At 64.0% G+C, this 14,079-nt stretch carries 12 protein-coding genes; 4 read left to right on the top strand and 8 right to left on the bottom strand.

Features of this window, described 5'->3' with window-relative positions; genetic code table 11:
* Positions 1 to 37: 37 nt before the first annotated feature.
* From CSQ87_RS07310 to CSQ87_RS07285, 6 genes are all read right to left on the bottom strand, one after another.
* Positions 38 to 1,024: a TerC family protein gene (locus tag CSQ87_RS07310; protein ID WP_100513217.1), complete on the bottom strand. Its 987-nt coding sequence runs from the start codon at positions 1,022 to 1,024 to the stop codon at positions 38 to 40.
* Between the two features lie 91 nt (positions 1,025 to 1,115).
* The gene (locus CSQ87_RS07305) at positions 1,116 to 1,553 is read right to left on the bottom strand and encodes an ABC transporter ATP-binding protein (protein WP_100513216.1); all 438 of its coding nucleotides are present in this window, start codon (positions 1,551 to 1,553) and stop codon (positions 1,116 to 1,118) included.
* Between the two features lie 60 nt (positions 1,554 to 1,613).
* Positions 1,614 to 3,725, bottom strand: coding sequence for an excinuclease ABC subunit UvrB (gene uvrB / locus CSQ87_RS07300; RefSeq protein WP_100513215.1), 2,112 nt, complete (start codon positions 3,723 to 3,725; stop codon positions 1,614 to 1,616).
* A gap of 30 nt (positions 3,726 to 3,755) precedes the next feature.
* Positions 3,756 to 4,382, bottom strand: a complete 627-nt coding sequence (gene coaE / locus CSQ87_RS07295; RefSeq protein WP_100513214.1) for a dephospho-CoA kinase — start codon at positions 4,380 to 4,382, stop codon at positions 3,756 to 3,758.
* Between the two features lie 306 nt (positions 4,383 to 4,688).
* On the bottom strand, positions 4,689 to 6,167 hold the full coding sequence (gene rpsA / locus CSQ87_RS07290; RefSeq protein ID WP_100513213.1) for a 30S ribosomal protein S1: 1,479 nt from the start codon (positions 6,165 to 6,167) through the stop codon (positions 4,689 to 4,691).
* 259 nt (positions 6,168 to 6,426) lie between these two features.
* Positions 6,427 to 7,308, bottom strand: coding sequence for a bifunctional methylenetetrahydrofolate dehydrogenase/methenyltetrahydrofolate cyclohydrolase (locus CSQ87_RS07285; RefSeq protein WP_100513212.1), 882 nt, complete (start codon positions 7,306 to 7,308; stop codon positions 6,427 to 6,429).
* A gap of 119 nt (positions 7,309 to 7,427) precedes the next feature.
* Here CSQ87_RS07285 and CSQ87_RS07280 point away from each other — a divergent pair, with 119 nt between their 5' ends.
* From CSQ87_RS07280 to CSQ87_RS07270, 3 genes are all read left to right on the top strand, one after another.
* Entirely contained in the window at positions 7,428 to 8,363 is a 936-nt protein-coding gene (locus CSQ87_RS07280) for a metal ABC transporter solute-binding protein, Zn/Mn family (protein WP_165776785.1), read from the top strand.
* A gap of 121 nt (positions 8,364 to 8,484) precedes the next feature.
* Complete coding sequence (locus CSQ87_RS07275; RefSeq protein WP_100513210.1) at positions 8,485 to 9,387, top strand: ABC transporter ATP-binding protein; 903 nt, start codon at positions 8,485 to 8,487, stop codon at positions 9,385 to 9,387.
* Complete coding sequence (locus CSQ87_RS07270) at positions 9,384 to 10,214, top strand: metal ABC transporter permease (protein ID WP_100513209.1); 831 nt, start codon at positions 9,384 to 9,386, stop codon at positions 10,212 to 10,214. The genes CSQ87_RS07275 and CSQ87_RS07270 overlap by 4 nt, the downstream gene beginning before the upstream one ends.
* A 74-nt stretch (positions 10,215 to 10,288) precedes the next feature.
* On the opposite strand, the gene CSQ87_RS07265 is transcribed toward CSQ87_RS07270, so the two are convergent.
* Together CSQ87_RS07265 and CSQ87_RS07260 are read right to left on the bottom strand one after the other, a co-directional pair.
* Positions 10,289 to 10,786, bottom strand: a complete 498-nt coding sequence (locus tag CSQ87_RS07265) for a 2-C-methyl-D-erythritol 2,4-cyclodiphosphate synthase (RefSeq protein ID WP_100513285.1) — start codon at positions 10,784 to 10,786, stop codon at positions 10,289 to 10,291.
* A 74-nt stretch (positions 10,787 to 10,860) separates the two neighbouring features.
* On the bottom strand, positions 10,861 to 11,478 hold the full coding sequence (locus CSQ87_RS07260; RefSeq protein WP_100513208.1) for a CarD family transcriptional regulator: 618 nt from the start codon (positions 11,476 to 11,478) through the stop codon (positions 10,861 to 10,863).
* Between the two features lie 286 nt (positions 11,479 to 11,764).
* Between CSQ87_RS07260 and glgB the strand changes: the two genes are divergently transcribed.
* On the top strand, positions 11,765 to 14,023 hold the full coding sequence (glgB, locus tag CSQ87_RS07255; RefSeq protein WP_100513207.1) for a 1,4-alpha-glucan branching protein GlgB: 2,259 nt from the start codon (positions 11,765 to 11,767) through the stop codon (positions 14,021 to 14,023).
* Positions 14,024 to 14,079 lie beyond the last annotated feature (56 nt).

Genomic DNA, 14,079 nt, shown 5'->3' with positions numbered 1-14,079 from the left:
CGACGACCGGCCCCGGCCGCGGAAATCAAGGGGATTCTCAGTCCTGCTCGCGCTTCTCCATCGCCTTCATCTTCGCCACGCTGGCGACGGCCGCCGTGCCGATCGACACCACGATCACGGCCAGCGACAGCCAGGTCGGGATCTCCGGCACGGCGTGGATCGGCTGGCCGCCGTTGATGAACGGCAGCGTGTTGGCGTGCAGGGCCTCCATGATGAGCTTGACGCCGATGAAGCCGAGCACCACGGACAGGCCGATCGGCAGGTACACCAACTTGTCGATCAGGGCGCCCAGCAGGAAGTAGAGCTGCTGAAGGCCGAGCAGCGCGAACACGTTGGACGTGAACACGATGAACGGATCCTTGGTCAGACCGAAGATGGCGGGGATCGAATCGAAGGCGAACATCACGTCGGTGGTGCCGATGGCGAGGAACACCACGAGCAGCGGGGTCCAGTGACGGACGCCGTTCTTCGTGGTGCGCAGCTTCTCGCCGTCGTACTCGTCGCTGATGCGGATGACCTTGCGCAACGTGCCGATCAGCGCGTTCTCGTGGTATTCCTCGTCATCGTCCTTGCCGAAGGCCAGATTGAAGGCGGTATACAGCAGGAACGCGCCGAAGAGGAAGAACACCCAGGTGAACCGGGTGATGATCGCGGCGCCAAGCAAGATGAAGATGCCTCGGAAGACCAGGGCGATCGTGATGCCCACGGACAGCACGTACTTCTGGATCTGCTTGGGGACGGCGAAGTTCGACATGATGATGACGAACACGAACAGGTTGTCGATGCTCAGCGAGTATTCGGTGAGCCATCCGGAGTAGAACTCGATGGCCGGCTGGTGACCGGCGAAATACCAGATGCAGCCACCGAAGATCAGCGCCATGACGACGAAGAAGGCGATGTGCCGCACGCATTCCGCGGTGGACGGCACATGCGGTCGTCTTCCGATGATCACCAGATCGACGATGAAGAAAACTGCCAGAACCACAAACGTGGCAACCATGAACCATAGGGGTGTCTCAGCCATGTGACACCACTATACGGAAAGAAGATGACGGATGGTAGCGCTTGCGCGTTCACCGCCGTTCGCGACGGCCGCAAAAGCCGCTCTCCCCCACTCACATACGGGGTGAGTTGGCATCATCACCCTGCGGATCGGCCACCTTCGGATCGGTTCGGCCGCCAGCGAACGGCCTGAGCAGCGTCGAGGCGTCCGTAATGCCGAAGGCGCTGCGTCCGCCGGTCCGTTCCGGATGCCGGTGGATCACGACGGTCGCCAATACGGCCGGCACCATCATGACGATCAGCAGCAGGGCCAGTCTCCAGTCGTACAGCAGTCCGGCGGCCAGCACCAGTCCCACGGCCAGCACCAGCGCGAAGACGATCTGGGCGACCGCCTGCCGGCGCCGCCGGGCAGTCGTCCCCGCGTCCGCGACTCGGTCCGGACGGTCGGATGCGATATCGTATTCGATACCGGAACCGGTCTCGGTAACGCTGGTATCACCGGTACCGCTGATCTCACCGGTGCCGTCGGTGCCGTTGGTGTCGTTGGCCATTCGGTCCTCCCTGTCCATTGCCGACCGTCATCTGCCAGACCTGTCATTTTCCGGCTTCGGTCATTTCCCGGCTTCGGTCATCTGACGCAGTTCCTTCTTCAGATCCCGGATCTCGTCGCGAAGACGCGCCGCAAGCTCGAACTGCAGCTGCTCGGCGGCGGTGTGCATCTGCTCGGAAAGCTGCCGGATGAGGTCCACCAGATCCTGTGCAGGCAGTCCCGCCTCGAGGATCTCCCGGTGCCGCCGCTGCGCCTCGTCGGCGTCGAGGGACGGCACGCCGAGGTGCGAGTTGCCCGCCTTGTTGGCATTGCGGTAGCCTCCCTCCAGCAGGGTCTGGGTGTCCACGTCCTCCTTGGCCAGCATGTCGTTGACGTCGCTGATCTTCTTGATCAGCGGCTTGGGATCGATGCCGTGCTCGCGATTGTATTCGATCTGCTTCGTCCGTCGGCGGTTCGTCTCCTCGATGGCCTTACGCATGGCGTCGGTGCGATGATCGGCGTACATGATCACCGTGCCGTCCACGTTGCGCGCCGCGCGGCCGATCGTCTGGATCAGCGAACGGTAGGAGCGCAGGAAGCCCTCCTTGTCCGCGTCGAGGATCGCCACGAGCGAGACCTCGGGAAGGTCGAGGCCCTCCCTGAGCAGGTTGATGCCCACGATCACGTCGATCTTGCCTTCGCGCAGCTCGCGCAGCAGCTCCACGCGGCGAAGCGTGTCCACGTCGGAATGCAGGTACTCCACCTTGATGTCCCGCTCCAGCAGGTAGTCGGTGAGGTCCTCGGCCATCTTCTTGGTCAGCGTGGTAACCAGCACGCGCTCGTTGCGCGCCACGCGGGCCTTGATCTCGGCGAGCAGATCGTCCACCTGCCCCTTCACCGGCCGGACGTCGATCTTCGGGTCCACCAATCCGGTGGGACGGATGATCTGCTCGACCACGCCGTCGGACAGTCCCAGCTCGTAGTCGCCGGGCGTGGCCGAAAGATACACGGTCTGGCCGATGCGCTGAAGGAACTCGTCCCACTTGAGAGGCCGGTTGTCCATCGCGCTGGGCAGGCGGAAGCCGTGCTCCACCAGCGTGCGCTTGCGGCTGGCGTCGCCTTCGTACATGGCGCCGATCTGCGGGATCGTGACATGCGATTCGTCGATCACTAGCAGGAAGTCGTCGGGAAAGAAGTCCAGCAGGGTGTGCGGCGGGGTCCCCGGCTCGCGGCCGTCGAAGTGCCGCGAATAGTTCTCCACGCCCTGACACACGCCGACCTGGGTGAGCATCTCCAGATCGTAGGTGGTGCGCTGGGTCAGTCGCTGCGCCTCCAGATCCTTGCCCTGCTTCTTCAGCTCCGCCACGCGCTCCTCGAGCTCCTGACGAATGGTCTTCAGCGCCCGTTCCATGCGGGCCGGACCGGCCACGTAATGGGATGCCGGGAAGATGTGCACCTGGCTTTCGTGGGCGATCTCGTCGCCGGTAATCGGGTGCAGGGTGGAGATGCGGTCGATCTCATCGCCGAAGAACTCGATGCGGATGGCCAGCTCCTCGTACACCGGGATGATCTCGACGGTGTCGCCGCGGACGCGGAACGTGCCGCGGGTGAAGGCGATGTCGTTGCGCTTGTACTGCATGTCGACGAATTTGCGCAGCAGGTCGTCGCGGTTGATCTCCTGCCCCTCCTTGAGGAACAGCATGCGTCCGGCGTACTCCTCCGGGGTGCCCAATCCGTAGATGCAGCTGACGGTGGCCACCACCACGCAGTCGCGCCGGGTCAGCAGGTTCGCCGTGGCCGCGTGCCTGAGCCGCTCCACGTCGTCGTTGATGTTCGAGTCCTTCTCGATGTATGTGTCCGTCTGCGGAATGTAGGCTTCGGGCTGGTAGTAGTCGTAGTAGCTGACGAAGTAGCTCACGGCGTTGTCGGGCATCAGCTCGCGGAACTCCGCGCACAGCTGGGCCGCCAGTGTCTTGTTCGGCTCGAGGATCAGCGTGGGCCGCTGCAGCCGTTCGATCAGCCATGCGGTGGTGGCGGTCTTGCCCGTGCCCGTGGCGCCCATCAGCACCACGTCGTTCTCGCCGTTCTCGATGCGGCGGGCGAGCTCGTCGATGGCCTGCGGCTGGTCGCCGCTCGGCCGGTACGGGGACTTGACCACGAACGGCTTGTCGATGCGCTGAATCTCGAATCCCATGTCCGAACGACCACCAATCCCTCTCACCGGTCAGTATGCCGGATGCGTCAGAACACGGTACAGTCTATCCACATCCTCGTACATCTGTTCGAGAGGCTTGGTGGAGTCGATCACATAGTCCGCGATGTCGAACCGCTGCTGCTGGGTGGCCTGATTGCTGATCCGCGCGATCGCGTCGCTGCGCTTCATGCCTCGATTGCGCACCATGCGGCGGATGCGCACGTCCTCCGGGGCCTCCACGGTGATGATCGCGTCGAAGTAATCCCATCGGGCCGTCTCCACCAGCAGGGGGATGTCGTGGATCACCAGCCGGCAGGTGCCGTCCTTCGGGTCGGGATGCGCGTCGATCCACCGGTATTCCAGTTTGCCCGCCTCACGAAACACCAGAGGGTGCACGATGCCGTTGAGCACCCGGAGCCTGTCCGGATCGTTGAACACGTTGGCCGACAGCCAGGGTCGGTTGAGCTCGCCGTCACGGCCGCGGGCCCGGCGGCCGAACGCCCGGATGATCCGGTCGAAGCCCTCGGTGCCGTTCGCCGTGACCTGTCTGGCCAGTTCGTCGTAATCGATCACATAGGCGCCGAGACTTCTGAAACGGTCGGAGACGGTGCTTTTCCCCGCCGCGATGCCTCCGGTAAGACCGACTCGAGTAAACATCCTCGCTCCTCATCTGATCCGCATCTGATCCGCAGTATGGCTCGATGGCGTATCGGGCGACGACGCCCGACGCGCATATCCGCAAACGATGTTCAGTCTACCCTCGTCGGCGTGCCGATGGGGGTACCGACGTGGCCGATCACGGCAAATCGGGAGCGTGACGGGTCGGAACGTAACGTGACGGGTCGGGAGCGTACGGGACTGAGAGACCCGGATATGCAAATGCGGCCGTCGACGATGGTCGACGGCCGCATCCGGTATGTCATTTAGCGGTAATGATCAATTACTGCCGATCGAGGAAGCGATTCACTTCTTCTCGTTGAGCAGCTGCTCGCGCAGGGCAGCCAGCTGGTCGGAGTCGGCGAGGGTACCCTCGGAAGTGCTCTCGGAGGAGTAGTTGGACACCTCTTCGACCTTCTCTTCCTTCGGGGCCTGACCGTCTTCCGCAGCGGAAGCCTCGGCGTTCGCCAGCTCCTTGGCGACGAACTCCTTGTGCTGCTCCCACAGATCGTGGGCGGCCGCGTACTGGGACTCCCACTCCTCGCGCTGCTTCTCGTAGCCGGGGATCCACTCGTTGGTCTCCGGGTCGAAACCCTCGGGGTACTTGTAGTTGCCGTTCTCGTCGTACTCGGCCGGCATGCCGTACAGCGCCGGATCGAAGTCCTCGGAGGCGGAATCCACGGAGTCGTTGGCCTGCTTGAGGGACAGGGAGATACGACGACGCTCGAGATCGACGTCGATCACCTTGACGAACACCTCTTCGCCCGGCTTGACGACGGTCTCCGGGTTCTCCACGTGGCGGTTGGCCAGCTCGGAGATGTGCACCAGACCCTCGATGCCGTCATCCACGGAGATGAACACACCGAACTGCACGATCTTGGTGACCTTGCCCTTGACGATCTGTCCGGGGATGTGGGTGCGGGCGAAGCGCTGCCACGGATCCTCCTGGGTCGCCTTGAGCGACAGGGAGATACGCTCGCGATCGAGATCGACGTCGAGCACCTCGACGGTGACCTTGTCACCGACCTTGACGACCTCGGACGGGTGGTCGATGTGCTTCCAGGACAGCTCGGAGACGTGGATCAGGCCGTCAACGCCGCCCAGATCAACGAATGCACCGAAGTTGACGATGGAGCTGATGACGCCCTCGCGGATCTGGCCCTTCTTGAGCTGCGAGAGGAAGGTCTCGCGCACTTCGGACTGGGTCTCCTCGAGGTACTGGCGACGGGACAGCACCACGTTGTTGCGGTTCTTGTCGAGCTCCAGGATCTTGGCCTGGATCTTCTGGCCGATGTACGGGGCCAGATCGCGCACGCGGCGCATCTCGACGAGGGAGGCGGGCAGGAAGCCGCGCAGACCGATATCGACGATAAGACCACCCTTGACAGCTTCGATGACGGTACCTTCGACCACGCCATCGGCTTCCTTGATCTTCTCGACATCGCCCCAGGCGCGCTCGTACTGGGCACGCTTCTTAGACAGAATCAGACGGCCTTCCTTGTCTTCCTTGGTGATGACAAGGGCCTCGACGGTGTCGCCGACCTCGACGACGTCATCGGGATCGACGTCCTTCTTGATGGAAAGCTCGCGGGAGGGGATCACACCCTCGGTCTTGTAGCCGATATCCAGGAGGACCTCGTCGCGATCGATCTTGACGACGGTGCCTTCGACCAGATCACCATCATCGAAGTTCTTGATGGTGGAATCGACTGCCTTGATGAAGTCCTCTTCGGTGCCGATGTCGTTGATGGCGACCTTGGTGACTTCTGCGTTGTTCTCTGCCATGTAAATGTACTGGTTTTCTAATAGATGGATGGATAATACTCGATTTTCAGTTATACGGGCGCCTTATGGACGCACAAATTGATAGTCTAGCCGAATCCATGGCCAAATATCACGTCAGGAATTCGGGCGTGTCGCGCGGGACTCCCGCCCGACGTCACACCCTTGGTCACCGTCCGGAAACCGGATCCCGGACGGGGACTATGCGAATGGGTACCACGCGGACGAGGACTATGCAAATAGAGACCACGCAGACGAGAGGCTATGCGCGCAGCGAACGCTCGGCGATGTCGACGACGTTGCTCACCAGCATGGCGCGGGTCATCGGGCCCACTCCCCCGGGGTTCGGCGTGTAGGCGTAGCACACCTCCCGCGCGGCCGGATCCACGTCGCCGAGGATCCGGGACTTCCCGGTTTCGGGATCGGTGACGCGGCTGACGCCGACGTCCACGAGCACGGCGTCGGGGCGCACGTCCTCGGGCTTGACGAAATGCGCGCTGCCCATGGCGGCCACGATCACGTCGGCCTGCCGCATCAGCTCATGGATGTTCCTCGTGCCGGTATGGCAGCAGGTCACCGTGGCGTTGATCTCCTTGCGGCCGATCAGCAGGCCGATGGTGCGGCCGATGGTGATGCCGCGGCCCAGCACCACCACATGCTTGCCGTTCAGGTCGATGCCGTTCATCGCCAGCAGTTCGACGACACCGTGGGGCGTGCACGGCAGCGGGGTGGTCAGCTCGCCGCGGGGATGCAGCACCAACTCGCCGAGATTGTAGGGGTGCATGCCGTCGGCGTCCTTGGCGGGATCGATCTCGTCGATCACCGCGTTCTCGTCGATGCCCTTCGGCAGCGGAAGCTGCACGATGAATCCGGTGCAGGCGGGGTTCTCGTTCAGCCGGTGGACGGCGTCGACGATCTCGTCGAACGACGCCGTCTCGGGAAGTTCCTCGGCGATCGACGCGATGCCCACTTCGGCGCAGTCGCGATGCTTGCCGGCCACGTACTTCACCGAGCCGGGGTCACGGCCCACCAGCAGCGTGCCGAGGCCGGGATTGACCCCCTGCTCCTTGAGGCGCTCCACCCGGGCTGCGAGATCCGCCTTGATCGAGGCCGCGGCCGCCTTGCCATCCAAACGCAGTGCCATATGCTTCTTCCGTCCCTTTCATCCGGTCGATGCCCGTCGCCGTTCCCTCATGCCGATGGCCGGCGCTCCGCATCGTAGGCTATCGTGAAAACAAATCAACCATAACCAAGGCGGTAACGATGTCGTCCATGTTGTCTCGAATGGTAAGGTCCGTCACGGCCGCGATCACCTGCACGGCGCTGATGGCGCTCGGCGCGTGCTCCGGGGGCTCCGGCGGCGCGTCAGCATCGTCCTCGGGCCCCTCCGACGGTCCGATCGCCGTGACCGCGTCGATCAACCAGTGGGGGCTGCTGGCCCGTCAGATCGGCGGCGATCAGGTGAACGTCGATTCCATTCTGGGCAGCACGAACGTGGACGCCCATGACTTCGAGCCGCAGACCAGCGACATCGCAAAGATCTCGAAGTCGGACATTCTCGTGGTCAACGGCGCCGGATACGACGAGTGGGCCGTCAAGGCGGCGGCCGGATCCGTGACCACGGTCAACGCGGCCGAGGCCGTGGGCGCCGCGGACGGGGACAACCCCCACCTGTGGTTCTCGAAGGACGCGCGCAAGGCCATGGCCCGGGAGCTGTGCGAGGCCTTCGCCAAGGAACGTCCGGCGAAGAAGGACTACTTCGACAGCCGGCTGAGCACCTGGTCGAAGAGCGAAAGCGAGCTCGAACGCACCATGGACACGTTCGCGAGCAAGCATCCGAAGGCGACCTACGCGGCCACGGAGTCGGTGGCCTACTACCTGATGAGCGATCTGCGGCTCACCGACGTGACACCGAAGGCCTACCTTCAGGCGACGGCCAACGAAAGCGAGCCGGCGCCCGCCGACGTGCAGCGGTTCCAGTCGCTACTGGAGGGCCGCAAGGTCTCGCTGCTGGTGAACAACACCCAGGAGGCCTCGGACATGACGAATCTCATCACCGGCACCGCGCACAAGTCCGACGTCCCCGTGATCGACGTGAGCGAGCAGGTCCCCGAAGGCCAGACCAGTCTGGTGAGCTGGATGAACTCCCTGATCTCCTCATGCGAGCAGGCGCTCGAAAGCTCGGAGACCGCCGAATAGCCGCCGCCCGGTCGAAGCCATGCCGCCCCCGGTGACACGGCGGATATGCGGATCAATGGAAAATTGATTACTATTCTCAATTAGTCCATCGATCCGCATTCCTCATGACTGGGGCAAACGCATGACAACATCTCAGGACGCGACCGCAAGCGTGGTGCTCCGCGACGCCGAGGTGCGCCGCGGCGGCCGCGTCATCTGGTCCAGAGGCAACTTCGCCATTCCCCTCGGCACGGTCACCGCCGTGGTCGGCACCAACGGCACCGGCAAGACCACGCTGCTGGACGCCGAACTCGGTCTCGTGCCCACGTCGCGCGGATCCATCACCGTGCTCGGTCGACCGGCCGGACAGAGCAACGCCGAGATCGGCTACGTGCCGCAGAGCTACATCTCCGGTCTCGATTCCAACATCACCGCCCGGCAGTCGGTATTGCTGGGCCTGACCGGCACGAAATTCGGACTGCACCGGGTCACGAAGGAGGAGAAGGACCGCGTCGCGCAGGTGCTTCGGTTCGTCGGACTCGAACACAAGGAGGACTATCGACTCAACGAACTGTCCGGAGGACTGCGGCAGCGCGCGGCCATCGCCCAGGCGCTGGTCGGCGAGCCCCGTCTGCTGCTGCTCGACGAGCCGCTGGCCAACCTCGACATCGCCAGCCAGCGATCCATGGTGGAGCTGCTGGCCCGTCTGAACCGCGAATGGCACATGAGCATCCAGATCGTCTCGCACGATCTCAACATGCTGCTGCCCATCCTCACCGGCGCCATCTACCTGCTGGACGGACACCCCCATTACTCGCCGATGAGCTCCGTACTGGATTCGGACCTGCTGACCCATCTGTACGGCACGCGCGTGGAGGTGGTGACCACCCCGCAGGGCGACATGTTCGTCACGCCGAACCGCCGTCTGGAGCCGGAGGGCCGCAGCCAGGACACGCATGACGTACACGAGGCCGCCGTCTTCCACTCGCATGATCATTCCCACCAGCCCGACCAGCCTCGCCGGCAGGAGGAGCCGCAACGATGAACGTACAATTCGCCTTCGATCCCGAATGGATGTCGGTGCTCACCGCCCCGTTCATGGTCAACGCCGTCGAGGCCGGTCTGCTGATCTCGGTGGCCGCGGGCATCATGGGATACTTCACCATCACCCGCCGCTCCACGTTCGCCGCCCACGCCCTCGCCCACATCGGGCTTCCCGGCGCCACCGGCGCGGTGCTGCTCGGTCTGCCGGTGTCGATGGGCCTTGGCGCATTCGCGCTAGCGGGGGCGTTGATCATCGGTGCCCTGGGTAAGAAGGTCTCCGAACGGGAGATCGCCACCGGTACGGTGCTGGCCTTCGCCACCGGCCTCGGCCTGTTCTTCGCGAGGCTCTCCTCCAGCGCCTCGCAGCAGATGCAGTCGATTCTGTTCGGCTCCATCCTCACCATCACCGATGCGCAGATCGTCGGTTTCGCCGTATTCGACGTGGTGCTGCTGCTCGTGCTGGCCGTCGTCTATCGTCCGCTGCTCTTTAGCTCGCTTGACGAGCAGGTCGCCCGGGCCAAGGGCGTGCCGATCACCCTGATGAACGTGCTGTTCATGGCGATCATGGCCGGCGTGATCACCGTGGCCGTCCCCGCCGTGGGCACCCTGCTGATCTTCGCCCTGGTGGTGACCCCCGCGGCCACCGCGTCGATGATCACCAGATCGCCGTTCGCCGCGATCGTGGTGAGCTGCCTGCTGTGCCTGATCAGCATCTGGGGCGGGCTCGTGATCTCTTCGATGTTCCCCACTCCCCCGAGCTTCGTCATCGTCACGCTCAGCACGGTGATGTGGGCGATCGCCCGGGCAGCGAAGACGAAGCGTGGCTAGACTGACGGCCTAGGGATTGACGGCCAGGGCTGACGGCTGACGGCTACCGGCCCATCCGCTACAGGTCGGCTTCTCTACCGGTCGGCCGGTATGCACAGCGCCCCAGCGATGGCGGCGACGCCCTGTCCCTCGCCGGTGAACCCCATGCCGTCCGTGGTGGTGGCGGTGATCGACACCGGGGCCCCCAACGCCCGGGACATCGCGCGCACCGCCTCATCGCGATGGGCGCTCATCCTCGGCGCATTGCCAACCACCGTCACGGAGGCGTTGACGATCCGCCAGCCCCTTCCGCCGACGTATTCGCCCAGCATGCGCAGCATCTCGTCACCGTGCCTGCCGGCGCCCGACGAATCGGATCCGACGCCGAACAGCGTGCCGATGTCGCCCAGCCCGCACGCGGACATCACGGCGTCGATCACCGCATGGGCGGCCACGTCCCCGTCGGAATCCCCCTCCAGACCGCGGACGCCGCGGGCCTCGTCGTCGGTCCATCGCATGCAGGCCAGCCACAGTTCGCGGTCCGAATCGGCCGCGGCGAACCGGTGGGCGTCGAAGCCCTGTCCCAGACGCATCGCGGGGACGCCCGCGGGAGCGCTCGTCATATTCTCATCGGTCACGTTCTCGCCGATCACGCCGTTCGGATCGTTCACTTCCTGCGGGAGGCCTTCTTCTTCTCCTTGGCCGCCTTCGCCTCGGCCTCGATGCGGTTCAGCGTCTCGCTGGCGGCCTCCTTGGGGGCCTTGGTGTGGTGCTTGTCGTCCCCCGGCTTCGGCTCCTCGTATCCCAGATTCACGTCGAGCAGGCGCTGAGTCTCCTCCTCACTGAGTTTTTCGCTCAGCGAAATCTCGGAGACCAGAATGTTGCGCGCCTTGGTGAGCATGCGCTTCTCACCGGCGGAAAGACCATGCTCGTCATCGTCGCGCTGGGCGAGATCGCGAACCACCTCGGCGACCTTGTTCACGTCACCGGTGGCGATCTTCTCGACGTTGAGCTTGTACCGACGGGACCAGTTGGTCTTCTCCTCGACGATCGGGGTGCGCAGGATCTCGAACACCTTGGCGACGGCCTTGGCGTCCACGATGTCGCGCACGCCCACCTTCTGCACGTTCTCCGCGGGAATCTGAATGACGAGACCATCGGACGACAGCACGGACAGCTTGAGATAGGTGCGCTTGACACCGCCCATCTCACGCTCGGTGATCTCCTCGACGCGAGCCGCGCCATGGCGCGGGTAGACAACGGTATCGCCAACCTGATAAGTCATGAAAGAAGCCCCTCCAATGATAGAAAAAGACAACTTATCCTTGCATATGGGATGGACATCGGCCCCGCGTTTTCACCGGGCGAAAAGGCAGTGTTCCGCCCCCCCGACGGACTCGGTCACAAGCCGACGCCCGACGACGGGAATGCGCCGACATGCCGCCACACCCGGGGACATGACGGCGGAACACGACGGAAAACCAACGGAAGACACGCGGAAAACACGGGATTTTCCGATATTCGGCACGCCGTTGGACGGTTTTTGACCGTTCAATACGTAAACTCGTTATATGGCTACAACAACAGAGAAGAGCATCCCCCAGCCGATCAGCGTCGATCACTCCGCTTTGGATGCCGCAAGCAATGGCGTTTACTACGATCCGCACACCGTTCTCGGTGGGCATCTTCACCCCGCGCCGGACGATGGCTACGTCACCGTCCGCGTCCTCAAGCCGCTGGCACGCACCGTGACCATCATCACCCCCGACGGCTCGTTCTCCTCCCAGCACGAATGGAACGGGGTATTCACCTCGGTCATCCCGGCCGCGCAGACCGCCGACGGCCCCGCCGTGCCCTCCTACCGCGTGCTCACCGAATACGAGGACGGCAAGGAGGTCCTCGAGGACGATCCCTACCGCTACCTGCCCACCGTGGGAGAGATGGACATGTATCTCTTCGGCGAGGGACGCCACGAGCGCCTGTGGGAGGTCCTCGGCGCCCATGTGCACACCTACGACGACGTGATGGGAGAGCCCGACGGCTCGTCGAAGAACACGATCAGCGGCACCTCGTTCGCCGTATGGGCCCCCAATGCGCGCGCCGTGCGCGTGGTCGGCGACTTCGACTCCTGGGGCGGCCGTCAGTACGCGATGCGCGAACTAGGCTCCTCCGGCATCTGGGAGATCTTCATCCCCGGCGTGGGCGCGGGCGAACGCTACAAGTACGAGATCCTCAACGCCAACGGCGAATGGAAGCAGAAGGCCGACCCCATGGAGCGCCTGCACCAGATCCCGCCGGAGACCGCCTCCATCGTGGTCGATTCCAAGCACGAGTGGCATGACGAGGAGTGGATGGACCACCGACGCTCCACCGATCCGCACGAAGGCCCGATCAGCATCTACGAGGTCCACGCCGGCAGCTGGAAGCTCGGCATGGACTACGCCAAGCTCGCCGAGGAGCTCGTGCCGTACGTCAAGAAGATGGGCTTCACCCATGTGGAGTTCATGCCGCTGGCCGAGCACCCCTTCACCGGTTCCTGGGGCTATCAGGTGACCGGCTACTACGCCCCGCAGTCCCGACTGGGCAAGCCGGACGACCTCAAGGTCCTCATCGACGCCTTCCATCAGGCCGGCATCGGCGTGATCATGGACTGGGTGCCCGCCCACTTCCCGAAGGACGACTTCGCCCTCGCCCGGTTCGACGGCACCCCGCTGTACGAGGATCCCGATCCGCTGCGCGGCGAGCACCCCGACTGGGGCACCTACGTGTTCAACTTCGGCCGCAACGAGGTGCGCAACTTCCTCGTCGCCAACGCCTGCTACTGGCTGGACGAGTTCCACGTCGACGGCCTGCGCGTCGACGCCGTCTCCTCGATGCTCTACCTCGACTACAGCCGCGAGAACGGCCAGTGGCGTCCGAACAAGTACGGCGGCCGTGAGAACCTCGAGGCCATCGACTTCCTCAAGGAGGCCACCTCCACCGCCTACCGCCGCAACCCCGGCATCATGATGATCGCCGAGGAGTCCACCGCATGGCCGGGAGTCACCGCCCCCACCGACGGCGGCGGACTCGGATTCGGCCTCAAGTGGAACATGGGCTGGATGCACGACACCCTCGAGTACCTGCATGAGGCGCCCATCAACCGCAAGTGGCATCACGGCGAGATCACGTTCTCGATGATGTACGCCTACTCCGAGCACTACGTGCTGCCCATCAGCCACGACGAGGTCGTCTACGGCAAGGGCGCGCTGTTCGGCAAGATGCCGGGCGACGACTGGCAGCGCTATGCCGGCGTGCGCAACCTGTTCGCCTACCAGTGGAGCCACCCGGGCAAGAAGCTCACCTTCATGGGCAACGAGATCGCCCAGTACGGCGAATGGAACTACAGCTCCTCCGTCGACTGGGATGCGTTGAACTGGCCCGACCATCAGGGCGTGCAGAAGCTCGTGCGCGACCTCAACAAGGTGTACCGCGAGAACCCCGCGCTGTGGAGCCTCGACTTCGATCCCGCGGGCTTCCAGTGGCTCACCAGCGACGACGCCGACCACAACGTGCTGGCGTACATGCGTCTGGACAAGGAAGGCAACCCGATCGTCGTGGTGGTCAACTTCTCCGGCTCCGCCTGGCAGGACTATCAGGTGCCGCTGCCGTCCGGCGGCCGGTGGACCGAGATCCTCAACACCGACGCCGAGGAGTACGGCGGCTCCGGCATCGCCAACACCGACATCGTGGCCGAGGAGGGCGAATACCACTCCCGCCCGTACTCGGTGAAGATCACGGTTCCGGCTCTGGGCGCCATCTACCTCAAGCCCGAGAAGCCCGCGAAGTAAAGCCCGCGAAGTAGTGAAGTCCCTTCATCACTGAACCGTAAGGCCCCGGATCATTC

It is taken from the genome of Bifidobacterium simiarum (genome assembly GCF_002802905.1).
Lineage (GTDB): Bacteria > Actinomycetota > Actinomycetes > Actinomycetales > Bifidobacteriaceae > Galliscardovia > Galliscardovia simiarum.
The sequence above is the reverse complement of the archived record's forward strand: the minus strand, read 5'-3'. Positions and strand labels throughout refer to the sequence as shown.